Raw genomic sequence first — 25038 nt, forward strand, 5'->3', positions numbered from 1 at the left:
GCAGTCCAACGACCAGATGCGTTACCGGCGCCAACCCTGACGCCGACAGCGGCCGGGGCCCTCGACGCCGCCCTCACACGCCTCGTGGCGGTGCGCGCCCCGCCCGCCGACGGCTCGCCCGCTGTCGGCGTCAGGGTTCGATGACGAGAACGTCCGTGACCGGTCGGCGCGGAGCGCCGGTTCCGCGAGGGCCGTACCCCAGACGCATCAGCATCTGCACATGTCCGACCCCGGTCATGGGGTCCTTCAGCGGCCACCGCGTGTCGGTCCACTCGAGCGCTTCGGTGGCGAAGGAGGTGGCCACGTCGTGGAGGGTCGCAGTGAGCAGGACACGTTCCATGGCCTGTCCGGCGCGCAGCCAGTCCGTGGGGCCGTCGTAGTAGGTGCTGATCAACGCGACCTGCGGGTGGTTTTCGAACGATGTGGCACCCAGGTCGGACGATGGGCGATTCCCGGCGAAGTCGCGCACCGGCGCCCGTCCTCCTCGCCGGCGCGGCCCGAACGCGTATTCCGGCACTCCGTCGGTCGCAATGTCCGAGGCTGCCGCTCCGACACGTGTCCAGCGTGCCAGTTCTTCAGCTCGTTCGGGGTCCTCCCTGTTCCGCGACGCCCCCTCTTGAGCGAGTTCGAGTACCCATTGCAGGTGCCAGTCGGAGGGGAAGGTCAAGATCGCACCCTCCCGGGCGGCCGCTTCGATCAGCTCACTGCGGATACGGTCGGGAAGGGCTTTCCGGGCGAACGGATAGCGGCTGGTATGGCGCCGGGCGACGGCCGGATGGAGCACGGCCAGATCCTCGTCGGCGCCCGGTGAAGGGGAGGTGAGGCGCACTGTGGCCATCAGGTCCGGCTCGTCATCGCTGGGCCGCAGCCGGGTGAGGGTGGAGTGCCCGGCCTGGCATGCTGCGGCGCGCAGGTTCAGCAGCGCGGCACCGCATCCGATGTGCAGTGCCCGTGCCTGGGGGTCGGTGTGCGGCAGGGCCCGGGCGAAGTCGCCGTAGAGGTGGAAGGTCGCGGTGCTGCGGGTGTAGCGGAAGCGCCACGGCTGGGCGTTGTGCAGCGAGGGGGCAGCGACTGCGGCTTGAGCCAGTGCCCGCACTTGCTGGTCATCGGCTGGCGGCGTCTGCTTCACGGCCGACCTCCTCGACTGCTGTAGCGGCCCTCGGCCGGATGGAGGACGGGTCGAGGGTCCGTCCGCTTCTCGCGGACCCTGATCGCGCGGTGAGCGGCCGGGAACGGTCGTTTCTCCGCGCCTTCCGGTGGGCCCTCGACCCGCTTCTCAGTGCACCGCGCAGGCGGTCCCACGCGCCAGAGGCCGACCGGCCTCGTTCTGACCGGGCCGGACGGGCGCGGGCCTCGTCAGACGGCGGGGAATTCTCAGCTGTGCCCGGTGTGCCGCATGCCCGAGCAGGTACCGAAGGTCCCCAGGCCCGCACCCGCTCGGCCCTCGCCGGTCATGCCGCAGGAACGGCATCGTGAAGACGAGAGCACCGGCGCATCCAGGGAGGACGTCATGCACACATCGATGGAGCCTCGTCACGGCACGATGTCGCTCCCCGACCTGTTCGACTGGATCGTGCCCGACTTCCCGGCGATGCCCGGGGCCCGCGGGGCGCACGGCATCCGGGTGGAGGAGGAAGTCACCGACGGTGGCTTCGTGCTCCGCGCCGAGCTGCCGGGCGTCGATCCCGAACAGGACGTGAAGATCAGTGTCGAGGGTGACCTGCTCAGCATCCGGGCAGAACGCGTCTCCACGACGGAGGACAAGCGTCACTCCGAGTTCCACTACGGAGTGCTCGCCCGAACGGTTCGCCTGCCCGCCGGGGCCCGTACCTCCGAGGCGAAAGCCGACTACAGGGACGGCATCCTCACGGTCACGGTGCCCGTGCCCGAGGAGTCCGGGAAGGGCCCCCGCACCATCGCCGTGCAGCGCCCCGACGAGTGAGAACGTGCCGGTCGACGTCGCCTGGTCCCGTCGCCGCCGATCGGCACTCTTCAGGCGGGCTCGCGACCATCGAGCCGTGAGGGCACGAGCGGCACCGCGGAGGACGACATGACGGATCGACCGGTTGCGGTCGGAGTGGACGGCTCCGAACCGAGCATGGCGGCCGTGCAGTGGGCGGCGGACGAGGCAGCGGCGCGTGGGGCACCGCTGCGCCTCGTGCATGCCCGTGTGTGGCGCGGCAGCAACGAGCAGTTCTCCATCGGCCTCTCGGCTCAGGAGGACTGGGCCCGGGACAGGATCAGGGACGCCTGGAGGCAAGCCGCCGCCCAGCACCCCGAGCTGGACATCAGCGGCGACGAGACGCTGGAGGCACCGGCGAAGGTGCTCCTCGACGCGTCACGCGAGTCGCAGCTGCTCGTTCTCGGCTCCCGGGGCACCGGAATGGTGTCGGGGTTCTTGACCGGCAGCGTGGCCCTGCCGGTGGTGGCTCACGCCACCGGGCCGGTGGTTCTCGTCCGTGAGAGGCCGTCGGCAGAGGACGGGGAGGACGAGCGGCGTCGGCCGGTGGTGGTGGGTCTGGACCTGGAGCACCGGGTCGACCCGGTGCTGGAGTTCGCCCTGCGGGCGGCGGCACGCACAGGCCGGCGGCTTCGTGTGGTGCACGTCTGGCCCAGGTCGTCCGTGTACGCCTATCCGTCGGCACTACCGGACCCGCACGTGGGAGCCGGCCTGGAAGCGACCGCGCGGAAGGACCTGGACGCCGCCCTGGCCGCCTGGCAGGAGTCCTTTCCCGAAGTGGAGATCGAGCGGGTGCTGCTGGACGGCTCGGCCGCCCCTCGCCTGCTGGAAGCCGGCATGAACGCGCACCTGATCGTGGCCGGGCGCCGTATGCGCAAGCACGTCAAGATCGCCACCTTCGTGGGCCCGGTGACACACGCTCTGCTGCATCACGCGTCCGTGCCCGTCGCCGTCGTCCCGCACCACTGAGATCCGGCCCCGACCCGGGAGAGAGAGCATGCGGCACCGCACGGTGAGGGATCTGATGACGCGGCACGTGGTCAGTGCCCGTTACGACACGTCGTTCAAGGAGATCGTCCGCCTGATGACCGAGAACGAGATCACTGCGCTTCCTGTGATCGATGCCGGAGGCAGGCCCCTCGGAGTGGTCTCCGAGGCGGACCTCCTGCGGAAGGAGAGTGATCAGCCCGGCATCGCCGGGCGTGCTCCGGTGCCTCCGCTGGAGGCATGGGAGCGTGCCAAGGCGCGAGGAGAACGAGCCGAGGACTTGATGTCCGCCCCGGCGATCTGTGCGCGGCCGGAGTGGACCGTCGTCGAGGCCGCTCGGCTGATGGAGACCCAGCTTGTCAAGCGTCTCCCGGTGGTGGACGAGACGGACCGGCTGTTGGGCGTCGTCAGCCGGAGGGACCTGTTGCGCGTCTTCCTGCGAAAGGATCGGGCGATCCGCGAGGAGATCGAACAGGATGTCCTGCAGGACACCTTGGGTCTGGCACCCGCGCAGGTCTCGGTCGCCGTACGAGAGGGACGAGTCGAACTGCGCGGTGTGATCGACAGCAGGAGCCTGATCCCGGTCGTCCTGCGCCTGTGCACCTCCGTCGACGGAGTCGTCGGCGTCACCGACCGGCTGTCCTACCGCATCGACGACTCGCGCCCCGCTCGTTCCGGCGCATGAGGCCGTCCGGCCGACCGCCGACGCCGTCCTCGGTGAGCCGTCGCCTCCGAGCTCCCTGCGGCCGGATCCACTCACACGTGCAGCACTCCCCCGAAACGCGGTGGTTCCGGGGACCGGGGAGCACTGCTGATGCCGGGTTCGGTTCACCGAGGACCGTGCGAATCTCAGTGGACCGGAACGCAGATCACCGGGACAGGTGACGTATGCAAGAGCTTGTGGGGCGTCGCCCCCAGCAGCGCGCCCCGGAGCGGGGACTCTCCCCAACTGCCCACCACGATGAAGCGCGCTCCGTGACGCTGCGCGGCCGCCGTCAGTGCGGTGACGGGCTCGTCGTCGATGACTTCCTCCACCGGTTCCAGCCCTGCCTCCCGGACTGTTGCGGCACCCTCTTCCAGTTCGGCGGTACCGATGCGGCGGAGCGCAGCAAGGTGTGCCCGGTACTCGGTTCCGGCCACGCTTCCGCCCGGAGGGGCGGCGCCGTAGACGAGTACCACCGGATCGTTCGCTCCGGAGGCGACGTCACAAGCCGTTCGCAAGGCTCGTACGGAGCCGGGCGATCCGTCGTACCCCACGACCACCGACATCCGCAGACTCCCTCCGGCGGAATCCAGTCGACCGGCTGTCGGGTTGCCCGAGGTGTGGACTCCAAACGGCTCCGTCCGGCCGGCGCGCTCATGTGACGCCGCGCAGTCGCGTGCCCTGCGCGGGCTGCGGTCCGCAGCCGCTCGGCGGTGCGGGGCGCGTGGGCCCGCTCCCGTTCACGCCTCGCGCCCGGAGGGCCGTAGTCCACCGGGGACCGAGCCGCCGGCGAGGCGTGTCGTCACGGGCCCGGCGACGGCGAGGATGAGGACGTAGGCGGTCACAAGCGGGCCGAGCCTGTCGTCCAGCGTCCCGGCCAGGGCGATGATGACGATCGAGAACTCACCGCGGGCGATGAGTGCGGTCCCCGCCCGTAGGCGGGCCTGCACACCGGCGCCGTCCCGTGCAGCGGCGTACCAGCCGACCACCAGTTTCGTACCCGCCGTGGCCGCGGCCAGCGCCAACGCGACGGGAAGCATGGGCAGCAGGCTGCCAGGGCTCACGGACAGTCCGATGGCCAGGAAGAACACTGCGGCGAAAAGATCGCGCAGCGGGCCGAGTACTGATCGCGCGCGGTCGGCTGCCTCTCCGGTGAGGGTGAGTCCCACGAGGAAGGCGCCGACCGCCGCGGAGATGTGGACGGCCTCGGCGAGGGCCGCGACGATGAGGGTGAGCCCCAGAACGCGGAGGAGAACCTGTTCCGCGTCGGGGTGGGAGACCAGGCGGCCCAGATGACGGCCCCACCAGTACGAGGCGGCGAAGGCGACCGCCACCGCGCCCACGGCGAGGAGCGCGCCCCCGAGAGCCTGGCTCCAGGTGCCGCCGGAGACGACGACGGCCAGGACGGGAAGGTAGGCGGCCATGGCGAAGTCCTCCAGGACGAGCACGGAGAGAACGGCCGATGTCTCCTTGTTGCCCAGCCGCCGCAGGTCTCCGAGGAGCCGGGCGATGATGCCGGACGAGGAGATGTAGGTGACGCCCGCAAGAGCCAGCATTCCTCCCGCGTTCCACCCGAGCAGCCATCCCGCCAGGGCTCCCGGCGCCGCGTTGAGGACGAGGTCGAGACCGGCGGACGGTACATGACGGCGCAGGCTGACCGTGAACTCGCGGAGAGTGAACTCCAGGCCGAGGGTCAGGAGCAGGAGGACCACGCCGATGGACGCGCCGATCTCCACGAACTCTCCGGCGGCCGGCACGGGAGCGAGGCCTCCCTCACCGAGGAAGAGTCCAGCCAGGAGATACAGGGGCACGGGCGAGAGTGCGAGGCGCTGCGCGAGGGCGCACAGCACGCTCAGTGCCCCGAGGATGATGCCGAGTTCCAGCAGCAGAGCGATCGAGGTGTGCACCGGGATCAGCCGCGAATGATCTGTTCCACACCCGTGATCCCGTCGTGAGTACCGATCACCACCAGCACGTCACCACCACGCAGTACGTGTTCGGGCCCGGGGGAAGCGATCACTTCGACGCCTCGTACGACGGCAACGATGGACGCGCCGGTGCGGGTCCGGGCTCGGGTGTCTCCCAGCGGCCTGCCGTCGAAGGCGCTGCCGCCCCACACTTCGATCTGTCCGGCGCTGAGCCCGGGGACTTCCTTGGTGAGGTCGGCGAAGCGCTCCGCGATCCGCGGGGCGCCCAGGATCTCTGCGAGGACGTCGGCCTCTTCGCTGGTGAGCCGGAGCACGGAGCCCGCCCTGTCGGGGTTGTCGGCCGCGTACACGATCACTTCGAACGCCCCTGAGCGCAACGCCACCACGCCGATGCGGTCGTCGTCCTGATTGGTGAACTCGTATCGCAGTCCCACTCCGGGGAGGAGCACCTCGTTCACGTCCATCCGCAGATTGTCGTCAGAGAGATGCCGCTGTCCCGAAGGGACATGGATGGCATACGGGTGGACGTCACTTCCCCTCCGGAGGGGAAGCACCGCTCGGCCGTTGGCGGCCGGAGAGAGGTCCTCGCGGAGGCCGTGCAGGTGAGGGGTGCACCGCAGTCCTCACCTGCACCTGGCCCCCGAACCGTGCACGCGGGCGTGGCCCGAACGGTGTCACTTCGTCCGGAAAGTACTGTGCCCGGGTGAACGGCCGCTCTGGCGGCGCTTCCGGACCGGCCCCGCAGGGAAGGACGCCGGTTCCGGTTGCGCACGGCTCAGGTCGCTTCGACCGTGGGCTCCCGACCACCTGCCCCCCGCCCGACCTCAGACCGCACGACCGCACCGACGAAAGGCGCGACGCATGGCCGGCAGTACGGAGCCCACCGCCGAGGAGACGCCCTGGTGGCACCCCGAGGCCGAACGCGGTGTGGACCCCGCGCGCGACCGGGTGCAGGTGCAGGGCACGTCGATCGGCGCCGGAGACCGCGTCGTGCTGCGGCCCGGTCAGCGCCGCAGCGACGCACAGGACGTCTTCCTCGACGGCCGCACGGCCGTGGTGGAGGAGGTGCTGCACGACGTGGACGGCTCCGTGCACCTCGCGGTGACCGTCGAGGGCGACCCGGGCACCGAACTGCGCCGTGCCCAGCGCCGCTACTGGTACTTCCAGCCCGACGAGGTCGCCCTCCCGGAGGAGGCGTGAGCAGCCCGGAGACGAACGGCCCGCAGGCGAACGGCCCGGCCGTCGGCGGCGCGAACGCGGAGACCGGCCCGGAGGCCGCGCCCGGCCGCATCCTCGTCGCCGGCATCGGCAACATCTTCCTCGGTGACGACGGCTTCGGCGTCGAGACCGCGCGCCGGCTGCGCGAGGAGACGATGCCTCCGGGCGTGGAGGTGCAGGACACCGGCGTGCGCGGCGTCCACCTCGCCTACCAGCTGCTCGACGGCTGGGCGGGCCTGGTCCTCGTCGACGCCGTACCCGGGGACGACCCGCCCGGCACGCTCCGCGTCATCGAACCCGGTCCCGACCCCGCGGGAGGCCCGGTCGCCGTGGTCGACGGCCACCGCATGACCCCGGACGCCGTGCTGGGCCTCCTGGACACCCTGGCCGAAGGCACCGGGGAGGCCGGCCCGCGCCGGGTGCTGGTCGTCGGCTGCGTGCCGGAGACGGTGGAGGAGGGGATGGGCCTGTCCCGGCCGGTGGCCGCGGCGGTGCCCGAGGCCGTGCTGCTCGTGCGTGAACTCGTCGACGACCTGGCCGCGGGGCTCCTGCCGCACCCGGAGGCGGGAGCGGCGGCCGGCGGCCCCTCCTGAGCCGAACGGGCCAGCCGCCCCGGCCGTGGCGGCGTGTCAGCCCGGGGCCCACCCGGGCCCGCCCTCTAATGAGCGGACGGGCAGCAGGAGGCGCCGCGCACCCCGACGTCCACGCGAGAAGAGACCACGATGCACGAGATGTCCATCGCCATGGCGGTGGTGCAGCAGGTCGAGGAGGCGCCGCCGGAGGACGTCACCGGCGCTGTCGAGTGCGTCCGGCTCCAAGTCGGCGAACTCGCCGGCGTCGTCCCGGACGCCCTCCGCTTCAGCTTCTCCCTGGCCTGTGCCGGGACCGTCCTGGAAGGCGCGGAGCTGCTGATCGACGCCGTCCCCGGCCGGGCCCGCTGCGCGGCCTGCGGCCACGCGTGGGCGACGGGCATGCCGCCCCGCCTGACCTGCCCTCAGTGCGACGGGGCGGACACCGAACTGCTCGCCGGCCGGGAGCTGCGGATCACCGCGCTCCGCTGCTCCGGTGCCCGCCCCGACCCCGTCCCGTCCGCCCCGGTGCCCGAGGAGAGCTGACCATGTGCCGTGCCGTCGACCTGCAACAGGCCGTACTCGCCAAGAACGACGACAGTGCGCGGACGCTGCGCGCCGACCTCGCCGCCCGCGGCACCACCGTGGTCAACCTGCTCTCCAGCCCGGGCAGCGGCAAGACCGCGCTGCTGGAGACCGAACTCGGGCACGCTCGCCAACGGGGCGTGCCGGTCGCCGCGCTCACCGCCGACCTCGCCACCGAGAACGACGCGGTGCGCCTGGCCCGCTCGGGCGTCCCCGTCAAGCAGGTGTGCACGGACGGGCTGTGCCATCTGGAGGCGCACATGCTCCGCGGTCACCTGGAGGGCTGGCTGCCGGACGACACCCGGCTGCTGTTCGTGGAGAACGTCGGCAACCTGGTCTGCCCCGCCTCCTACGACCTCGGCGAGACCCTGCGGATCGCGCTCGCCTCCGTCACCGAGGGGGAGGACAAGCCGCTCAAGTACCCCACCGCCTTCGGGCTGTCGAACCTGGTGGTCGTCACGAAGAACGACATCGCGGCCGCGGTCAGCTTCGACCGCGCCGCGTTCGAAGCGAACGTGCAGCAGGTCAACCCCGGCGTCGAGGTGCTGTTCACCTCCGCGCGGACGGGGGAGGGGAGCGGCGAGGTGCTCGACCGTGCCCTGGCGGCGCACGACGGGGAGCCCGTCCACCGGCCGGTGCTGGCCCGCACCACCCACGACCACGGACACGGCCACGCGCACGGGCACCACGACCACGACCACCACGACCACGACCACCACGACCACGCCCACCCGCACGTCCACGAGCACGCCCGCTGACGTGAGCGCCGACGCCCTGCCCGCTGCGGCAGTCACCGCGGCCCCGGAACGACGCCGGTGCCGGGTCACGGTGCGCGGTGTGGTGCAGGGCGTCGGCTTCCGCCCCTTCGTGTACGCCCTCGCCACCGAACTCGGACTGCACGGCCACGTCGCCAACACCCCCGAGGGGGTCGTGGCCGAGGCCGAGGGTGCGGAGCCGGCCGTGACGGCGTTCCTCGAGCGGCTCGCCACCGACGCACCCCCGCTCGCCCTGGTCGAGTCCGTCACCCCCGAACCGCTCCCCGCCACCGGCACCGGCGGCTCGGCCGGCTTCGCCATCCACGAGTCCCGCGGCGATGCGGCGGCCCGTACCCTCGTCTCCCCCGACACGGCCACCTGCGCCGACTGTCTGGCCGAACTGTGCGACCCCGCCGACCGGCGGTACCGGCACCCCTTCGCCACCTGCACGCACTGCGGGCCGCGCTTCACCATCGTCACCGCCCTGCCCTACGACCGGGCGCACACCACCATGGCCGGCTTCCCGATGTGCGCGGACTGCGCCCGCGAGTACGCCGACCCGGCCGACCGCCGCTTCCACGCCCAGCCCGTCGCCTGCCACGCCTGCGGCCCCCGGCTGCGCCTGCTGCTTCCCGCCCACGGCGCCGGAACCGGCGTCCCGGGCGGACCCGCCGACCACGCCGAGCACACCGACCACGCCGAGCACACCGAGTACGACGGCGAACCGGTCGCCCGCGTGCGGGAGTTGCTTGCCGCCGGGGCGATCGTCGCCGTCAAGGGCCTGGGCGGCTACCACCTGGCCTGCGACGCCGCGAACCCCGAGGCCGTCCGGACGCTGCGCCGTCGCAAGGCCCGCGGCGACAAGCCGTTCGCCCTGATGGCCCGCGAACTCGCCGACCTCGCGCCCCGCGTGCACCTCGGCACCGCCGAACGGAACCTGCTCACCGGCCCGGCCCGGCCCATCGTGCTGCTCCGCCGCCGCCCCGCCGCCGACGTTCCCGCGGACGCGGTGCCGCTCGCCGAAGCCGTCGCCCCCCGCAGCGCCGACCTGGGCGTGATGCTGCCCTACACGCCCGTGCACCATCTGCTGCTCGGGCTTCCCGGGGACCCGCCCGGCCCCCGGCTGCTGGTGATGACCAGCGGCAACCTCGGTGGCGAGCCCATCGTCACCGGCGACGACGAGGCCCTGGAACGGCTCGCGGGGCTCGCCGACGCGTGGCTCGTGCACGACCGTCCCATCCACGTGCCGTGCGACGACTCCGTGCTGCGCGTGGTGGACGGCGAGGTGCTGCCGGTGCGCCGCTCGCGCGGCCACGCACCCTTCCCCGTCACCCTGCCGTTCCCCGTACGCCCTGCCCTGGCCGTCGGCGGCGACCTGAAGAACACCTTCTGCCTCGGTCGCGGCCGGCGCGCCTGGCTCTCGGCGCACATCGGCGACATGGACGACCTCGCGACCCTCACCGCCTTCACCGATGCCGAAGCGGCGCTGGAAGGGCTCACCGGCGTCACCCCGGAACTCCTCGCCGCCGACCGGCACCCCGGCTACCGCAGTACCGGCTGGGCCCGGCGCCACACCGCAGGCCGGCCGCTGCGGCAGGTCCAGCACCACCACGCGCACGTCGCCGCCGCGATGGCCGAAGCCGGGCACGACGGCGCCCGCCCGGTGCTCGGCGTGGCCTTCGACGGCACCGGCTACGGCGACGACGGCGCCGTGTGGGGCGGCGAGTTCCTGCTCGCCGACTACGACGGCTACCGGCGCTTCGCACACCTGGGCTACGCCGCGCTGCCCGGCGGCGACGCGGCCGTGCGCCACACCCGCCGGATGGCGCTGTCCCACCTGCACGCCGCCGGGCTCCCGTGGGACCCCGCGCTGCCCCCGGCAGCGGCCTGCGCCCCCGATGAACTGCGACTGCTGGCACGCCAGTTGGAGCGCGGCCTGCACTGCGTGCCCACCTCCAGCATGGGTCGGCTGTTCGACGCGGTCTCGTCCCTCGCCGGGATCTGCCACCACGCCGGGTACGAGGCCCAGGCCGCCGTCGAACTCGAGGCCGCCGCCCACGCGCACCTGGGCGAGCACGGCACGGAGGACCCGGACCCCGCGTACGACGCGGACTTCGCGCTCCGGCCCCCGGCACGGCAGCACGACCGGCCGACGGACGACGGGCCGCTGATCGCCGACCCGGCGCCCGTGATCCGCGCGGTGGCGGACGCGGTGCGGCGCGGCGACCCGCCGGGTGCGATCGCCGCCCGCTTCCATGCCTGCGTCGCCCGCCTCGTGCGGCGCGTGTGCGCCGCCGCCCGCGACCGGCACGGCACGGACACCGTCGCTCTCAGCGGCGGCGTGTTCGCCAACGCGCTGCTCGCGCGCGACTGCGTGCGGGGCCTGCGGGCGGACGGTTTCAGCGTCCTGACCCACCGCCTCGTCCCCCCGAACGACGGCGGGCTGGCGCTCGGCCAGTTGGTGCTCGCCGCCCGCGAGGACCCTGCGGGCCCGGCCGGGGCCCGCAGCGACGAACCCCGAGAGCGAGGAGGAGCCCATGTGTCTGGCGGTACCCGGCAGGGTGCTCACCATCGAGGAGCGTGACGGCACCCGGATGGCCGAGGTCGACTTCGGCGGCGTGGTGAAGGAGGTGTGCCTGGAGTACGTGCCCGATCTTCAGGTCGGCGAGTACACCATCGTGCACGTCGGCTTCGCGCTCCAGCGGCTGGACGAGGAGTCGGCGCGGCAGACCCTCGAACTCTTCGCCGGACTCGGTCTGCTGGAGGAGGAGTTCGGCGACGCCTGGCTGCAGGCGGCCGAGGAGAGCGGGCAGCCCGTGCCGCACGCGGCGGGCACGGCGGACGCGCCGGACGCGGCGGAGGGGCCCGGCGGGGCAGCACGTGTCCCCGCCGCCCAGGACACGGCGGAGGAGGCCCGGTGAAGTACATCGACGAATTCCAGGACCCCGAGCTGGCGCGGCGCCTGCTGGACGACATCCACGCCACCGTCACCCGGCCCTGGGCGCTCATGGAGGTCTGCGGCGGACAGACGCACACCATCATCCGGCACGGCATCGACCAGCTGCTGCCCGAGCAGGTACGCCTGATCCACGGGCCCGGCTGCCCGGTGTGCGTGACCCCGCTGGAGGTCATCGACAAGGCGCTGGCCATCGCCGCCCGCCCCGGGGTGATCTTCTGCTCCTTCGGCGACATGCTCCGCGTCCCCGGCACCGACCGCGACCTGTTCCGGGTGCGCAGCGAGGGCGGCGACGTGCGCGTCGTCTACTCGCCGCTGGACGCGCTCCGCGTCGCGCAGGAGAACCCGGACCGTGAGGTGGTGTTCTTCGGGATCGGCTTCGAGACCACCGCCCCGCCCAACGCCATGACGGTGTACCAGGCGCGCAGGCTCGGCATCCGCAACTTCAGCCTGCTGGTCTCGCACGTCCGTGTCCCGCCCGCCATCGAGGCCATCATGACCTCGCCGGACTGCCAGGTGCAGGGCTTCCTCGCGGCCGGGCACGTGTGCAGCGTGATGGGCGTGGAGGAGTATCCGGAGCTGACCGAACGCCACCGGGTGCCGATCGTCGTCACCGGCTTCGAGCCGCTGGACATCCTGGAGGGCGTCCGCCGCACCGTGCAGCAGCTCGAACGCGGCGAGCACACCGTCGACAACGCCTACGCCCGCGCCGTGCGCCCCGAGGGCAACCCGGCCGCGCGCGCCATGCTGGCGGACGTCTTCGAGGTCACCGACCGGGCCTGGCGCGGCATCGGCGTCATCCCCGACAGCGGCTGGCGGCTCTCCGAGCGCTACCGCGACTACGACGCCGAGGAGCGCTTCCCCGTCCGCGGCATCACCACCGCGGAGCCGGACGCCTGCCGCAGCGGCGAGGTGCTGCAGGGGCTGCTCAAGCCGAACGAGTGCGAGGCGTTCGGCACCACCTGCACCCCGCGCACGCCGCTCGGCGCCACGATGGTCTCCAGCGAGGGGGCCTGCGCCGCGTACTACCTCTACCGCCGCCTCGGCGGCTCCGTGAGCACCACCACCGCGCAGGAGGCGACCACTGTTGGCTGAGACCACCGCCGAACGCACCGCCGGCCACCCGGCACCCGACTTCTCCGGCTGGACCTGCCCGGCGCCGCTGCGCGACCAGCCGCGCATCGTGATGGGCCACGGGGGCGGCGGCGCCCTGTCCGCCGAACTGGTCGAGCACGTCTTCGCCCCCGCCTTCGGCGGCGAGACGCTCGCCACGATGGCCGACTCCGCCGCCGTCACCCTCGGCGGCGCCCGCCTCGCCTTCTCCACCGACACCTTCGTGGTGCGCCCGCTGTTCTTCCCCGGCGGCTCCATCGGCGACCTCGCCGTCAACGGCACCGTCAACGACCTCGCCATGAGCGGCGCCCGCGCGGCGTACCTGTCCTGCGGCGTGGTGCTGGAGGAGGGCGTGGAGATGCCGGTCGTGGCCCGCGTCGCCGAGGCGATCGGCGCCGCCGCCCGGACGGCGGGCGTGGAGATCGTCACCGGGGACACCAAGGTCGTCGAGGCCGGCCACGGCGACGGCGTCTACCTGAACACCGCCGGCATCGGCCTGATCCCCGACGGCGTCGACATCCGCCCGCAGCGCGCCCGGCCCGGCGACGTGGTGCTCGTCAGCGGGCAGATCGGCCTGCACGGCATCGCGGTGCTCAGCCTGCGCGAAGGGCTGGAGTTCGACGTGCGGGTGGAGAGCGACTGCGCCCCGCTGGGCGGACTGGTCGAGGCGATGCTCGCCGTCACCCCCGACCTGCACGTGCTCCGCGACCCGACACGCGGGGGAGTGGCGGCGGCCCTCGGTGAGATCGCTGCCGCGGCGGGTGTGGGCGTGGCCGTCGACGAGCGGCACCTGCCCGTCCCCGAGCCCGTCGCCGGAGCCTGCGCCATGCTCGGCCTGGACCCGCTGTACGTGGCGAACGAGGGCAAGCTGGTCGCCTTCGTGCCCCGCGACCACGCCGACGCGGTGCTGGAGGCGATGCGGGCCCACCCGCTGGGCGCCGACGCGGCCGTCATCGGCACCTGCGTCGCCGACCACCCCGGCATGGTCGTCGCCCGCACCGGCCTGGGCGGCACCCGGGTCGTCGACCTGCCGCTCGGGGAGCAGCTGCCCCGCATCTGCTGACCGCACCGCCGCTCGCTCATCGGCCCTGCCGGCCCGCCCGCCCGTTCCGGGCGCGTGAGGGCGGGGCGGCGGGGTACCCGGCCCCGGTTCCCGACCCCGGCCCGCGCGGCGGGCGACCGACGAGGACGTCGAAGCCGGAGGTGAGAGGCATGCAGGCTGCGGTGCAGCACGGAAACCGGGACGTGAGGCCCCGGGAGGGCGGGACCCGGGTGGCCGCGCCGATGCCGGAACGGTAGCGCCCCGGCTACCGCGGCGACGGGACAGGCGTGCGGGACGACGGCCGGGGCGGCAGGCGGAACCCGGAACGGATCTGGGGAGCCCTCAGCGTGGTGACGGCCCTCATGGTCACCGGGTACTTCCTGCTGCCCCTCGACGCGTTCGGCTCCGAGCGCCCCGTGATCGGCTGGTCCGTCTTCGTCCTGCTCCTCACGCTGATCGCCGTGCTGCTGCTCAAGCAGATGCGGGACGTGCTGCTGGACCGCAGGGGCGTGCATCCGGGCTTCGTCATCCCGCTCCTGGTGGCACTCACGGTGCTCGCGTTCTCCGCGGCGTACTACACGCTGGCCAAGGAGCCCGGGCAGTTCCACGGACTGCGCACCCGGCTGGACGCGCTGTACTTCACGGTCGTCACCCTGGCGACGGTCGGCTACGGCGACATCCACCCGCGGGGACAGACGTCCCGCCTGCTGGCGGTCATCCAGATCACGTACAACCTGGTCTTCCTCACCGCGGCCGCCACCACGCTGTCCCACCGCTTCCGGCGGCACGTCGGCCGCCACTGGGGCGGCCGGGGCGGCGGCGCGGTGCGCCCCGCCGACCGTGAGGGCCCCGACGACGGCCGGCCGGACGCGGGCGGGCCCGGTGCCGCCGGACCGGACGACGGGGACGACGGGGGGCCGCCGCTGCGTCTCTAGTGACCTGAGCGGGAGATTCGCCGGCCTACTGCCACCGAAGCTCTGACGCAGGTCACTGGTGAGTGCTCCGGGGCGACCCGGCTCGCAGGAACCCGAGGAACTGCGCGGTGCCGTCCGCGACGTCCTCCGCCGTCCACTCCAGCGCCGACGCCGACACCGTGACCTCCGTGTGCGAGAGGCCGGGCAGCGGACCTTCCTGCCAGACGCCGAACACCAGCGTCTTGGTCTCCTCCGCCTGCCGCAGCCCGGCCTCGTTCAGCACGTCCGCCGGGTACGGCAGCCACACCTGGAACTGGTGCGTGCACGGCGTCTGCGGATGCACGCGGAAGAACGGCACCTCCGCCGCCAGCGCCTCGCGCAGCGCCGCGGCGACGGTCGCCGCGTGCGCGACGTACCCCGGGAGCCGCGGCAGCTCGTGGTCCAGCCCGTACAGCGCGGACAGCACCGCCGGCCACTGCTGGAACGGCAGCCCGCCGTACCGGTGCCGCCACGCCTTCGCCTCCGCGACCAGGTCGGCGGAGGCTGCCAGCGCGGCTCCCGAGACGCCGCCCAGCGACTTGTAGAACGACACGTAGACGCTGTCCGCGAGGTCCGCGATCTCCGGCAGCGGCCGCCCGAAGTGGGGCGTGCACTCCCAGAGCCGGGCGCCGTCGAAATGCACCACCGCGTCGCGTTCCCGCGCAGCCGCCACGGTCGCCGTCAGCTCCTCCCACGACGGCAGCACGAACCCGGCGTCCCGCAGGGGCAGTTCCAGCATGAGCGTGCCGAACGGTTCCGCCAGATCGCGGACTTCCGCCGCGTCCGGCAGCCGCTCCTCGCGCGTCGGGTGGACCGTGCGCAGGCCGGCCACCGCGCCGAGGGCCCCGCCCTCGTGCACCTCCGGATGCGCCCGCGGGTGCAGGGCGACCGTGGCGTCGCCCGTGCGGCCCGCCCAGCAGCGCAGCGCCACCTGCTGCGCCATCGTCCCGGTGGGGAAGAACGCGGCGTCCTCGGCGCCCAGCAGCTCCGCGACGCGCTGCTCCAGTCCCGCCACGGGGCCGTCGCCGTACATGTCCGGCGGCCCGTCCAGGTCGTAGCTCTCCAGCCGCGTCAGCCGTTCGCGCATCGTCGGCCACCTGCCCGCCGACAGCAGCCGGTCACAGCCGTTCACCGCCGCCGTCCGCCGCGCCCGCAGCGCCGCCCGCTCCTCGTCGGTCATCCGCCGATTCTCGCACCGGACGCGTCTGCGCGGGCCGACGGGAACCGGCCTCTGCAGCGGGTGTGCGGGCCGGGGGCCGGAACTGGCAGGATGATGCCAGGGGCTCCGCTCGGCCCCACGTCACCATCCGCGTCCCTCGGGGGGTCCAGCGCCATGTCCGATCCGCACCAGAACCCGTACCCGGAGCAGCAGCCCCCGGCCGGCGGCTACGGCTACCCCCAGCAGCCGAGCCCGCAGCCCGGCACCCCGCCGCCCGGTGCTCAGCCCACCACCCCGCCGCCCTACGGCACGCAGCCGCCGTACGGCACGCAGCCGCCGTACGGCGCCGACCCGTACGGCCAGCCGTACGGCGGCCAGCCGTACGGAGACCCGCAGTACGGCCAGCAGTTCGCCGGTCAGCCGGGCTACGGCTACCCCGGCCAGCCCGGTGCGATGCCCGTGCCCTACGGCTACGACCCGGCGGCGCCCTACGGCTACGACCCGTACGGGCGGCCCTACTCCGACAAGTCCCGCATCGTCGCGGGCGTGTTGACGCTGTTCGCCGGCGGCCTCGGCATCGGCCGGTTCTACACGGGCCACGTCGGCATCGCGCTCGCCCAGCTCTTCACCTGCGGCGGACTCGGATTCTGGGCGCTCATCGACGGCATCATCACGCTCACCAACAAGGACGCGACCGACAGCGAGGGCCGGGTGCTGCGTGGCGGCTGACGGGGGCGCGGCGGCCGGTGGCGGCCTCGTCCGGCTCCGTGCGGCACTGCGCCACCCGCTGGCGCTGCCCACCGGGCTGGCCGCGTTCGCCGCTGCCGGTGCCGCCTACCTGTACCGGACGAACCCGCACCAGCCCGGTCAGCTCCTGCCCCGCTGCCCCCTGGAGTGGGCGACGGGGCTGCTCTGCCCGGGCTGCGGCGGCACCCGCATGACGTACGACCTGCTGCACGGCGATCTCGTCGCCGCCTTCCACGACAACGCGGCGATGCTGCTGCTCGGGCTGCCGGCCGCCGCGTACCTGTTCACGCGGATGCTGCGCGAGGGCCTGCGGGGGCGTCACTACCGCCCCGAGCCGAGCCGCCTCGGCACGGCCGCGATCGTCGCGACGGCCCTGGTCTGGACGGTCGGACGCAACGTCGCCGGGTGACACCGGCCCGCGGGTGACCGCGGGGGCCGACGACGACCCGTCAGGTCTGCGCGGCGGGGGCCACCGGCTGTTCGGTCCAGATCACCTTGCCGTTCGGCGTGTACCGGGTGCCCCAGCGGTCCGAGAGCTGGGCGACCAGGAACAGCCCGCGGCCGCCCTCGTCCATCGTGGCGGCGTGCCGCAGGTGCGGCGAGGTGCTGCTGCCGTCCCAGACCTCGCAGATCAGCGCACGGTCCAGGATCAGCCGGGCGCGGACCGGGCTGGAACCGTAGCGGATCGCGTTGGTGACCAGCTCGCTCAGGATCAGCTCGGTCGCGAACGCCTCCTCGGACACGCCCCACCGCTCGAGCACCTCGCCCACCGCGGCGCGCACCGCGGCGACCGCCGCCGGGTCCGAGGGCACGTCCCACTCGGCGATCCGGTCGGCGGGCACCGAACGGGTCCGGGCCACCAGCAGCGCGATGTCGTCCTTCTGCTGTTGCTGCTGCGGCAGCAGCGTCTCCAGCACGCCCCGGCAGGTCTCCTCGGCGCCGTCGCCGTCCGCACCGGCCAGCGCGTCCCGCAGCAGGCCCAGGCCGTGGTCGATGTCCCGGCCGCGCCGTTCCACCAGCCCGTCGGTGTACAGCACCAGGCGGCTTCCGGTGGCCAGCTCCATCTCGGCCGACTCGATGGGCAGCCCGGGTACGCCCAGCGGCGGCCCGGCCGGTACCTCGGCGAACGCCACCGAGCCGTCCGGCGCCACCACTGCGGGCGGCAGGTGTCCCGCCCGGGCGACGGTGCAGCGCCGGGCCACCGGGTCGTAGATGGCGTACAGGCAGGTCGCGCCGGTCAGCCCCGCGCCGCTGAGGTCCGCGCCGTCCGGATCGCTCTGCAGCGCCAGTTCGTTCAGCCGGCCCAGCAGCTCCTCGGGCGCCATGTCGAGGGAGGAGAAGTTGTGCACCGCGGTGCGCAGCCGTCCCATCGTGGCGGCCGCGTGCAGGCCGTGCCCCACCACGTCGCCGACGACCAGCGCGACCCGTGCGCCGGGCAGCGGGATGACGTCGAACCAGTCGCCGCCCACCCCGGCCTGCGCCGGCAGGTAGCGGTAGGCGACCTCCAGGGCACGCTGCTCCGGCAGCCCGCTCGGCAGCAGGCTCTGCTGGAGGGTGACGGCCATGGAGTGCTCGCGGGTGAAGCGGCGGGCGTTGTCCACGCAGGCCGCTGCGTGGGCGCAGACCTCCTCCGCGAGCGACAGGTCGTCCACCTCGAAGGGCTCGGAACCCTCCGTGCGCCAGAAGTTCGCCAGGCCCAGCACGGTGTTCCGGGACCGCAGCGGGACGGTGATCATCGAGTGGATGCCGTAGTCCATCAGGGCCTGCGCGCGCTCCGGGTCCTGCGCCTGCCAGCCCGGCGACTCCCGCAGGTCCGCGGCGAGTATCCCGCGCGCCCGGCCGACGCCCTGGGCCTGCGGCGAGGACTCCACGAACCGGATGAGCCGACCGACGGGGAAGAACGGCGGCCCCTCCGCGATACCGCTGAGCGCGGCCCGGCGCATCTCCACCGACGACGCCGGCCCCGGCTCCTCACCGGCCAGCACACCGTCCAGCAGGTCCACCGTGGTGAAGTCGGCGAAGCCGGGCACGGACGCCTCGGCCAGCTCCTGGGCGGTGCGCCGCACGTCCAGCGTCGTGCCCACGGTCACGCTGATGTCGTACAGCAGCCGCAGCCGGTCGCGGGCCAGCGCCGCCTTGCCGGACAGCTCGTGCAGCTCGGTGGTGTCGCGGAGCGTGGCCACGGCCCCGGCCGGGCTGCCGTGCCGGTCGGCGGGCCGGTTGTTCACCGCGAGCAGCCGGTCGCCGGAGGCCACCACCTCGTCGGTCGCCACCCGGCCGGTCGCCAGCAGTTCGGTGATGTGCGCGTCCATGCCCAGGTCGACGACCGGGCGGCCCTCCGCGTCGGCGGGGAGGGACAGCAGTCGCCGCGCCTCGTTGTTGGCCATCAGCAGCCGCCCGTCGCCGCCGACGATCAGCACGCCCTCACGCACGGCGTGCAGCACCGCGTCGTAGTGCTCGTACATCCGGGCCATCTCGGCCGGGCCCAGACCGTGCGTCTGCCTGCTGAGCCGCCTGCCCACGAGCACCATGCCGGTCGTCGCCAGCGCCAGCGCGACCGCCGCGCCGCCGAGCAGCACCGGCAGCTGACGGTCGACCACGTCGCCCACCGCGCTGGTGAGCACTCCGGCCGACACCAGGCCGACGACGTCGCCCTGCTCGTCCTTCACCGGGACGACGGCCTGCACCAGACGTCCGATGGTGCCGTCGATGGTCTCGGTGACCGCCCGCCCGTCGAGCGGAGTCTCGATGTCCCCGACGAACTTCTTGCCGATCCGGTCGCGTTCGGGGTGGGTGTAGCGGATGCCCTGATCGTCGGTGATCACCACGAAGTCCACCCCGGTGCGCTCCCGGACCGCCTCGGCCCGCCGCTGCAGCACGCTCGTGGGGTCGGGGGACCGGAGGGCCTCGACGATGCCGGGGGACCGGGCGAGGCTCTGCGCCACGGCCAGGGAGCGGTCCTTCGCCGCACGCTCGCTGTAACGTTCCGTCTGGAGCAGCAGCGCGGCCACGCCCGCAGTGACGATCAGCAGCGCCAGCACGACCTGGAGCACCAGCGCCTGGCCGGCGACGGTGCGCATGCCCAGCATCGACCGTCCCCCGCCTCCCCGCCGCCACGGACGACGCCGGGAGGGGGGTTCCGCGTTCGTCCGGGACCCGAGACTCACCATGGTCGAGATGCTTCCACACCGCTTCCGCCGGGGCGAAGCCGCACACCGCGTACGGGCCGCGTACCGCGTACGGCGCCGTCCGGCCGCGGGCCGTCCGCCGGGCCGCCGCACGCCCGCAGGCCGTGCCCCGGAGTGCGGGGGCACGGCCTGCGGGTCACCGGCGCGACGCCGGAGGGCGGAAGCGGGTGGATCAGGCCACCGGGGCCGGGAAGGTCGGGTACTCGGCGCCCGAGACGTGCTGCACGATCCGGACGACCTGGCAGGAGTAGCCGAACTCGTTGTCGTACCAGAGGTAGAGGATCGCGTTGTCGCCGTCGACCTTGGTGGCGCCGGCGTCGACGATCGAGGCGTGACGCGAGCCGATGAAATCGCTGGAGACGGCGTCGGGGGCGCTGATGAAGTCGATCTGGCGCTTGAGCGGCGAGGTCAGCGAGACGTTGCGGAGGTAGTCGAGGACCTCCTCGCGCTCCGCCTCGCGGGCGAGCTGGAGGTTGAGGATGGCGATCGACACGTCCGGTACCGGCACGCGCACCGAGCTGCCGGTGATCTTCGCCTTCAGGTCCGGCAGCGCCTTCGAGACCGCCGAGGCGGCACCCGTCTCGGTGATCACCATGTTGAGCGCGGCCGAACGCCCGCGGCGGTCCGAGCCGTGGTAGTTGTCCAGCAGGTTCTGGTCGTTGGTGAACGAGTGGACGGTCTCCACGTGGCCACGCAGCACGCCGTACTCGTCCGCCATGGCCTTCAGCGGCGGCACGATCGCGTTCGTGGTGCAGGACGCGCAGGAGATGATCCGCTCGTCCGGCTTGATCGTGTCGTGGTTGACGCCGTGCACCACGTTCGGCACGTCGCCCTTGCCCGGGGCGGTGAGGACGACCTTGTCGACGCCGGGACGCAGGTGCTTCGCCAGGCCCTCGCGGTCGCGCCAGCGGCCGGTGTTGTCGATGAGGATGGCGTCCTTGATGCCGTACGCCGTGTAGTCGACCGTCGTCGGGTCGTCGGAGTAGATGACCTTGATCTCGTTGCCGTTGGCGATGATCCTGCTGTTCGCCTCGTCGACGGTGATCGTGCCCTGGAAGGCGCCGTGGATGGAGTCGCGCCGCAGCAGCGAGGCACGCTTCACCAGGTCCTGGCCCTTGCCCTGGCGCACCACGATGGCGCGCAGTCGCAGGCCGTTGCCGGAACCCGCCTTCTCGATCAGCAGGCGGGCGAGGAGCCGGCCGATGCGGCCGAAGCCGTACAGGACGACGTCCCGCGGCTCGCGGCGGTCGATCTTGTGCTCGCCCATGGCGCCGGCCACGGCGTCGGCGGTGAACTCCTCCACGGACAGTCCGCGGTCGTCGGCCCTGTAGGTCGCGGCGAGCATGCCGATGTCGATCTGGGACGGGCCCAGGTCGAGCGTGGTCAGCGTCTTCAGGAAGGGCAGCGTCTCGGTGACCGAGAGCTCCTCACCGGCGATCTGCCGGGCGAAGCGGTGAGTCTTGAGGATGCTCACCACCGACTTGTTCACCAGTGAGCGGCTGTGGAGGAGGACGGTCACGTCCCGCTCCCGGTGCAACGTGCCGATGATCGGGATCATCGACTCCGCGATCTCCTCGCGGTTCTTCCAGTTGGTGAACGCGTCCTCGTTGACAGTCACAGTTCTTATCTTTCGAGCTAGGCGGTGCTCATATGCTAAACACATCCCTAGCCGATCACCCGACCGCCCCACCCTGACGGGCCGGTCCTGCGGAAGCGGTCGGGCAGGGGCCCGGGCGTCCCGGGGGCGAGGCACCCGGCGCCCGGCGGCTCAGTGCGCCGGGCCCGCATCCGTGCAGCAGGTGCAGCCGGGTGAGCACCCGCATCCGGCCGGCTCCTCGTCGGCGGTGTCCGGGCTCGCCCCTGCGCGGGCGGAGGACGCGCAGCAGCCCTTGCCCTGCCAGGCGTCACGGCCCTCCTTGACCGCGATCGCCGCGATGACGAGGGCGGCCACCGGGTCGGCCCAGGACCAGCCCACGGCCGCGTGCAGGACCAGCCCCACCAGCAGCACGGCCGAGAGATAGGTGCACAGCAGGGTCTGCCGGGAGTCCGCGACCGCGCTGGCCGAGCCCAGTTCGCGTCCGGCGCGGCGCTGGGCGGCGGACAGAAACGGCATCACCGCCAGCGAGAGCGCGGCGATGACGATGCCCGGCACCGAGTGCTCCGGCTCGCCGTCGCCGACGAGGGCCCGTACGGCGTCGATCCCCACGTACGCGGCGAGTGCGAAGAACGACACGGCGATGATCCGCAGCGTGGTCCGCTCGCGGGCCTCCCGCGCGGCGTGGTCGCGGGCGGAGAACTGCCAGGCGACCGCCGCGGCGGAGGAGACCTCGATGACCGAGTCCAGGCCGAACCCGATCAACGCCGTGGACGACGCCAGCGCGCCGGCGGTCAGCGCGACGACCGCCTCGACCACGTTGTAGGCGATGGTCGCGGCCACCAGCAGCCGCACCCGCCGGGCCAGCGCCTCACGGCGGGCCGGGGAGGAACCGAGCGACAGGGGAGACGTCCGCGCGGCCATCAGCAGCAGTCCTCCGCGTCGGCGTCCGGACAGCTGCGGTCGCCCGCCACGGCGACCACCGCCGCGCGCAGGTCGTCCAGCGCGTGGCCGAGTCGTGCGTCGGCGAGTTCGTAGCGGGTGCGGCGCCCGTCGGGAGCGGTCACGACCAGGCCGCAGTCGCGCAGGCACGCCAGGTGGTTCGACAGGCGGGTCCGGGAGACGCCGAGCGTGTCGGCGAGGTCCGCCGGGTACGCCGGACCCTCCCGCAGCGCCAGCAGTACCCGGCACCGGATCGGATCCGCCAGCGCCCGCCCGAACCGCGCCAGCACCTCGACCTCGGAAGCAACAGTCAGCATGCCCGTGACGGTACACGATTCTCTGAATCCAGGAAATCGTGTACCAGCGTTCTCCGTGCGGGGGTGGCCGTCGTACGCTGAGCGGCATGTGGGAGGCGGGAGGCCGGGATGGCTGACGACACACGCACCGGCGCGACGGCGGACGAGGTGAGGGCCGAGCTGGCCGGACTCGAGGACCCGAAGGTACGCGCGGTGAACGAGAAGCACGGCGACGACCACGGCGTGAAACTGAGCACGCTGCGCGCGCTCGCCAAACGGCTGAGGACGCAGCAGGAACTCGCCCGCGAACTGTGGCGCACGGGCGACACCGCGGCGCGACTGCTGGCGCTCCTGATCTGCCGCCCGAAGGCGTACGGGCGCGACGAACTGGACGGCATGCTGCGCGAGGCGCGCACGCCGAAGGTGCACGACTGGCTCGTGAACTACGTGGTGAAGAAGAGCCCCCACGCGGAGGAACTCCGCGTGGCCTGGTTCGCCGACCCGGACCCCGTGGTCGCGAGCGCCGGCTGGGCGCTGACCACCGAACGCGTCGCGAAGCAGCCCGAGGGCTTCGACCTGCCCGGCCTCCTGGACACCGTCGAGGCGTCGATGAAGGACGCCCCGGACCCCCTGCAGTGGGCGATGAACCACTGCCTGGCCCAGATCGGCATCGAGCATCCCGAGCACCGCGCCCGCGCCCTCGACATCGGCGAACGCCTCGAGGTGCTCAAGGACTACCCGACCTCCCCCGGCTGCACCTCCCCCTTCGCCCCCACCTGGATCACCGAAATGGTCCGCCGCCGGGAGGACGCCCCAGGCTAGGGCCCGCCCGGACCCTCCACCTGTCGCGGAGCCGCCCCTCCGGCCCGCGGCTCGTCGAGGTACTGGTCGGCCCAGGCGCAGATGATGTGGGCGGCCCGCTGCGCCTGCCCCCGCGCGGTCAGCAGGTGGTCCGCCCCTTCGAGGGAGACGAAGCTTCGCGGATGCCGCGCCTCCTGGAAGATCTCCGCGGCGTTGGCGATGTCGACCGTGGAGTCGGTGGGCGAATGGGCCACGAGGAGCGGCAGGTCCACCTCGCCGATCCGGTCGCGCAGGTGCGCCCGGCGGACATCCTCGACGAAGGCGCGCTTCAGAACCAGGGTCCTGCCGCCGACGAACCACTCGTGCGCCCCGTCCTCGAGGACGCGGTCCAGCACCGAGTCGTAGTGCCGCTCGACGTCGCTGGGATCGACGGGCGCGGCGATCGTGGCCAGCGCCCGGAGACCGGGCGTCTCGTGCGCGGCGGCGATCGCGGCCGCGCCTCCCCAGGAGTGCCCCACCAGCAGGTCCACCGAAGTCCCCCGCTCCGCCATGAAGGCCGCGGCCCGGACGGTGTCCCGCACCTTGACGGTGAAGGAACCGTCCCCCCAGTCGCCGTCGGAATCCCCGATCCCGAGATTGTCGTAGCGCAGCATGCCGACGCCCTCGCGGGCCAACTGCCTGCACACGCGCGAGGCGGCCGGCGAGTCCTTGCCGAGGGTGAATCCGTGCACGAACAGCCCCCAGCCCCGGATCTCGCCCTCCGGCACGTCGATCACCCCGGCCAGCTCGGGACCGACGACGCTCGGGAACCTCACTTCTTCCTTCATGCGGGGCGCTCACCTCGACAGGGACGGATCGTGGCACGGGAACGAGGGCGACCTTAGCGTGTGCCGTGGCAGGCGAGGAGATCCTGCCGCGGACTTCGTCTCCGTCCCCCTCACCCCGTCGCCGACAGGGCGGGCGCGGCCCGACCGCGCTCCGCGCTCTCGTGGCCTCACGCCGCGAGAGGTTGCGCCACCGCGGAGGATCGTGCAACCCACCGCCCCGCTCGCGCGTCGGGACAGATCATGAGCCGTGTCGAGCCGAGTCCCTTCGCGTGGTTTCCCTGGGCGGGTGCCGTCCTCCTCGGGGCGCTCGCGGGATACGGCACGTGGGTCCTCACCTTCCACGCACGCGCCGTGTGCGACGCCGGGTTCGAGCCCGGTCATCGCTTCGGACTCGTCTTCGTGATGCTCCCCGCCTGCGTGGGCGGCTTCGCCGTGTACGCGGTCCTCGCCTACGGCCTCGGGCGGTCCCTGCTCTTCCGCCGAGCGCCGGCCGGACTCCGGGAGTGCGCGTCGCTGGTGCTGCTGCTCGCCGTACTGATGCTCCTCGCCTGGTGGTGCTTCGCGACGGCGGGGACTCCCGAGGCGATTCACAGCTACACCCGCAGGTGTCCGCCGAGCAACATCCCGCCGTGGTGGCCCGACTGGATCCCCGTCTGACAGGGGCATCCGCCCGAGCGCGCCGTGGACCGCGCCTCCGTCACGGAAGCCGCGGCCC

The 25038-nt window shown here is 73.1% G+C and carries 26 protein-coding genes; 16 read left to right on the plus strand and 10 right to left on the minus strand.

The features are described 5' to 3' along the window. Positions 1-130: 130 nt before the first annotated feature. Positions 131-1129, minus strand: a complete 999-nt coding sequence (locus K304_RS0106235; protein WP_037789338.1) for an Acg family FMN-binding oxidoreductase — start codon at positions 1127-1129, stop codon at positions 131-133. A gap of 381 nt (positions 1130-1510) precedes the next feature. Here K304_RS0106235 and K304_RS0106240 point away from each other — a divergent pair, with 381 nt between their 5' ends. The 3 genes from K304_RS0106240 (at position 1511) to K304_RS0106250 (ending at position 3632) form a co-directional block, all read left to right on the plus strand. Continuing rightward, complete coding sequence (locus tag K304_RS0106240; protein WP_027763047.1) at positions 1511-1942, plus strand: Hsp20/alpha crystallin family protein; 432 nt, start codon at positions 1511-1513, stop codon at positions 1940-1942. A gap of 108 nt (positions 1943-2050) precedes the next feature. Continuing rightward, complete coding sequence (locus K304_RS0106245; RefSeq protein WP_027763048.1) at positions 2051-2929, plus strand: universal stress protein; 879 nt, start codon at positions 2051-2053, stop codon at positions 2927-2929. Positions 2930-2957: 28 nt separating this feature from the next. After that, on the plus strand, positions 2958-3632 hold the full coding sequence (locus K304_RS0106250) for a CBS domain-containing protein (protein WP_027763049.1): 675 nt from the start codon (positions 2958-2960) through the stop codon (positions 3630-3632). Positions 3633-3796: 164 nt separating this feature from the next. Here K304_RS0106250 and K304_RS0106255 read toward each other — a convergent pair whose 3' ends face one another. The 3 genes from K304_RS0106255 to K304_RS0106265 all read right to left on the minus strand — a co-directional run bounded on the left by K304_RS0106255 (position 3797) and on the right by K304_RS0106265 (position 6042). Continuing rightward, on the minus strand, positions 3797-4216 hold the full coding sequence (locus K304_RS0106255) for a universal stress protein (RefSeq protein ID WP_027763050.1): 420 nt from the start codon (positions 4214-4216) through the stop codon (positions 3797-3799). Between the two features lie 174 nt (positions 4217-4390). Next, a complete protein-coding gene (locus tag K304_RS27585; protein WP_051307958.1) occupies positions 4391-5557 on the minus strand; it encodes a cation:proton antiporter in 1167 nt (388 codons plus the stop codon). A gap of 5 nt (positions 5558-5562) precedes the next feature. Further along, complete coding sequence (locus tag K304_RS0106265) at positions 5563-6042, minus strand: cation:proton antiporter regulatory subunit (protein ID WP_027763051.1); 480 nt, start codon at positions 6040-6042, stop codon at positions 5563-5565. A gap of 397 nt (positions 6043-6439) precedes the next feature. Between K304_RS0106265 and K304_RS0106270 the strand changes: the two genes are divergently transcribed. The 9 genes from K304_RS0106270 to K304_RS27605 all read left to right on the plus strand — a co-directional run bounded on the left by K304_RS0106270 (position 6440) and on the right by K304_RS27605 (position 14751). Then, the gene (locus tag K304_RS0106270) at positions 6440-6778 is read left to right on the plus strand and encodes a hypothetical protein (RefSeq protein WP_027763052.1); all 339 of its coding nucleotides are present in this window, start codon (positions 6440-6442) and stop codon (positions 6776-6778) included. Positions 6779-6867: 89 nt separating this feature from the next. Continuing rightward, positions 6868-7389 (plus strand): hydrogenase maturation protease, encoded by a 522-nt coding sequence (locus K304_RS27590; protein ID WP_037789406.1) that lies wholly within the window; start codon positions 6868-6870, stop codon positions 7387-7389. Between the two features lie 129 nt (positions 7390-7518). Further along, the gene (locus K304_RS0106280) at positions 7519-7911 is read left to right on the plus strand and encodes a hydrogenase maturation nickel metallochaperone HypA (RefSeq protein WP_027763053.1); all 393 of its coding nucleotides are present in this window, start codon (positions 7519-7521) and stop codon (positions 7909-7911) included. 2 nt (positions 7912-7913) lie between these two features. After that, on the plus strand, positions 7914-8708 hold the full coding sequence (gene hypB, locus K304_RS0106285; protein ID WP_027763054.1) for a hydrogenase nickel incorporation protein HypB: 795 nt from the start codon (positions 7914-7916) through the stop codon (positions 8706-8708). A 1-nt stretch (position 8709) separates the two neighbouring features. Then, positions 8710-11289: a carbamoyltransferase HypF gene (gene hypF / locus K304_RS27595; protein WP_078528639.1), complete on the plus strand. Its 2580-nt coding sequence runs from the start codon at positions 8710-8712 to the stop codon at positions 11287-11289. After that, on the plus strand, positions 11243-11626 hold the full coding sequence (locus tag K304_RS32745) for a HypC/HybG/HupF family hydrogenase formation chaperone (RefSeq protein ID WP_078528642.1): 384 nt from the start codon (positions 11243-11245) through the stop codon (positions 11624-11626). Before hypF ends, K304_RS32745 begins: the two co-directional genes overlap by 47 nt. After that, on the plus strand, positions 11623-12756 hold the full coding sequence (gene hypD / locus K304_RS0106300) for a hydrogenase formation protein HypD (protein ID WP_027763055.1): 1134 nt from the start codon (positions 11623-11625) through the stop codon (positions 12754-12756). The genes K304_RS32745 and hypD overlap by 4 nt, the downstream gene beginning before the upstream one ends. After that, positions 12749-13837 (plus strand): hydrogenase expression/formation protein HypE, encoded by a 1089-nt coding sequence (gene hypE, locus K304_RS0106305; protein ID WP_027763056.1) that lies wholly within the window; start codon positions 12749-12751, stop codon positions 13835-13837. Before hypD ends, hypE begins: the two co-directional genes overlap by 8 nt. Positions 13838-14163: 326 nt before the next feature. Continuing rightward, positions 14164-14751 (plus strand): potassium channel family protein, encoded by a 588-nt coding sequence (locus tag K304_RS27605; protein ID WP_486591593.1) that lies wholly within the window; start codon positions 14164-14166, stop codon positions 14749-14751. A 52-nt stretch (positions 14752-14803) separates the two neighbouring features. Here the strand turns inward: K304_RS27605 and K304_RS0106315 are convergent, their stop codons facing one another. After that, the gene (locus tag K304_RS0106315; RefSeq protein ID WP_027763057.1) at positions 14804-15949 is read right to left on the minus strand and encodes a beta-eliminating lyase-related protein; all 1146 of its coding nucleotides are present in this window, start codon (positions 15947-15949) and stop codon (positions 14804-14806) included. A 153-nt stretch (positions 15950-16102) separates the two neighbouring features. On the opposite strand from K304_RS0106315, the gene K304_RS0106320 reads away from it, so the two are divergent. Both K304_RS0106320 and K304_RS0106325 read left to right on the plus strand, forming a co-directional pair. Beyond that, on the plus strand, positions 16103-16657 hold the full coding sequence (locus tag K304_RS0106320; protein ID WP_027763058.1) for a TM2 domain-containing protein: 555 nt from the start codon (positions 16103-16105) through the stop codon (positions 16655-16657). After that, positions 16647-17084 (plus strand): DUF2752 domain-containing protein, encoded by a 438-nt coding sequence (locus K304_RS0106325; protein WP_051307962.1) that lies wholly within the window; start codon positions 16647-16649, stop codon positions 17082-17084. The genes K304_RS0106320 and K304_RS0106325 overlap by 11 nt, the downstream gene beginning before the upstream one ends. Positions 17085-17124: 40 nt before the next feature. On the opposite strand, the gene K304_RS0106330 is transcribed toward K304_RS0106325, so the two are convergent. The 4 genes from K304_RS0106330 to K304_RS0106345 form a co-directional block, all read right to left on the minus strand. Further along, the gene (locus K304_RS0106330) at positions 17125-19764 is read right to left on the minus strand and encodes a SpoIIE family protein phosphatase (RefSeq protein ID WP_051307964.1); all 2640 of its coding nucleotides are present in this window, start codon (positions 19762-19764) and stop codon (positions 17125-17127) included. A gap of 271 nt (positions 19765-20035) precedes the next feature. Next, complete coding sequence (locus K304_RS0106335; protein ID WP_027763061.1) at positions 20036-21481, minus strand: glyceraldehyde-3-phosphate dehydrogenase; 1446 nt, start codon at positions 21479-21481, stop codon at positions 20036-20038. A gap of 150 nt (positions 21482-21631) precedes the next feature. Beyond that, positions 21632-22381, minus strand: a complete 750-nt coding sequence (locus K304_RS0106340; protein WP_027763062.1) for a cation efflux transmembrane domain-containing protein — start codon at positions 22379-22381, stop codon at positions 21632-21634. Then, positions 22381-22716 (minus strand): metalloregulator ArsR/SmtB family transcription factor, encoded by a 336-nt coding sequence (locus K304_RS0106345; protein ID WP_027763063.1) that lies wholly within the window; start codon positions 22714-22716, stop codon positions 22381-22383. Before K304_RS0106345 ends, K304_RS0106340 begins: the two co-directional genes overlap by 1 nt. A 108-nt stretch (positions 22717-22824) precedes the next feature. Between K304_RS0106345 and K304_RS0106350 the strand changes: the two genes are divergently transcribed. Beyond that, positions 22825-23517: a DNA alkylation repair protein gene (locus K304_RS0106350; protein WP_027763064.1), complete on the plus strand. Its 693-nt coding sequence runs from the start codon at positions 22825-22827 to the stop codon at positions 23515-23517. On the opposite strand, the gene K304_RS27610 is transcribed toward K304_RS0106350, so the two are convergent. Next, a complete protein-coding gene (locus tag K304_RS27610; RefSeq protein ID WP_051307965.1) occupies positions 23514-24323 on the minus strand; it encodes an alpha/beta fold hydrolase in 810 nt (269 codons plus the stop codon). The genes K304_RS0106350 and K304_RS27610 overlap by 4 nt on opposite strands. A 240-nt stretch (positions 24324-24563) precedes the next feature. Between K304_RS27610 and K304_RS33905 the strand changes: the two genes are divergently transcribed. Continuing rightward, the gene (locus tag K304_RS33905) at positions 24564-24980 is read left to right on the plus strand and encodes a hypothetical protein (RefSeq protein ID WP_051307967.1); all 417 of its coding nucleotides are present in this window, start codon (positions 24564-24566) and stop codon (positions 24978-24980) included. Positions 24981-25038: the final 58 nt, after the last annotated feature.

The sequence above is a fragment of the Streptomyces sp. CNS606 genome, from assembly GCF_000426325.1.

Bases quoted from the DNA above. Each gene is read 5' to 3' on its own strand.
- K304_RS0106240 (WP_027763047.1), top strand. From the start codon at position 1,511: ATGCACACATCGATGGAGCCTCGTCACGGCACGATGTCGCTCCCCGAC.
- K304_RS0106245 (WP_027763048.1), top strand. From the start codon at position 2,051: ATGACGGATCGACCGGTTGCGGTCGGAGTGGACGGCTCCGAACCGAGC.
- K304_RS0106250 (WP_027763049.1), top strand. From the start codon at position 2,958: ATGCGGCACCGCACGGTGAGGGATCTGATGACGCGGCACGTGGTCAGT.
- K304_RS0106255 (WP_027763050.1), bottom strand. From the start codon at position 4,216: ATGTCGGTGGTCGTGGGGTACGACGGATCGCCCGGCTCCGTACGAGCC.
- K304_RS0106265 (WP_027763051.1), bottom strand. From the start codon at position 6,042: ATGGACGTGAACGAGGTGCTCCTCCCCGGAGTGGGACTGCGATACGAG.
- K304_RS0106270 (WP_027763052.1), top strand. From the start codon at position 6,440: ATGGCCGGCAGTACGGAGCCCACCGCCGAGGAGACGCCCTGGTGGCAC.
- K304_RS0106280 (WP_027763053.1), top strand. From the start codon at position 7,519: ATGCACGAGATGTCCATCGCCATGGCGGTGGTGCAGCAGGTCGAGGAG.
- hypB (WP_027763054.1), top strand. From the start codon at position 7,914: ATGTGCCGTGCCGTCGACCTGCAACAGGCCGTACTCGCCAAGAACGAC.
- K304_RS32745 (WP_078528642.1), top strand. From the start codon at position 11,243: ATGTGTCTGGCGGTACCCGGCAGGGTGCTCACCATCGAGGAGCGTGAC.
- K304_RS0106315 (WP_027763057.1), bottom strand. From the start codon at position 15,949: ATGACCGACGAGGAGCGGGCGGCGCTGCGGGCGCGGCGGACGGCGGCG.
- K304_RS0106320 (WP_027763058.1), top strand. From the start codon at position 16,103: ATGTCCGATCCGCACCAGAACCCGTACCCGGAGCAGCAGCCCCCGGCC.
- K304_RS0106330 (WP_051307964.1), bottom strand. From the start codon at position 19,764: ATGCTGGGCATGCGCACCGTCGCCGGCCAGGCGCTGGTGCTCCAGGTC.
- K304_RS0106340 (WP_027763062.1), bottom strand. From the start codon at position 22,381: ATGGCCGCGCGGACGTCTCCCCTGTCGCTCGGTTCCTCCCCGGCCCGC.
- K304_RS0106345 (WP_027763063.1), bottom strand. From the start codon at position 22,716: ATGCTGACTGTTGCTTCCGAGGTCGAGGTGCTGGCGCGGTTCGGGCGG.
- K304_RS0106350 (WP_027763064.1), top strand. From the start codon at position 22,825: ATGGCTGACGACACACGCACCGGCGCGACGGCGGACGAGGTGAGGGCC.
- K304_RS27610 (WP_051307965.1), bottom strand. From the start codon at position 24,323: ATGAAGGAAGAAGTGAGGTTCCCGAGCGTCGTCGGTCCCGAGCTGGCC.
- K304_RS33905 (WP_051307967.1), top strand. From the start codon at position 24,564: ATGAGCCGTGTCGAGCCGAGTCCCTTCGCGTGGTTTCCCTGGGCGGGT.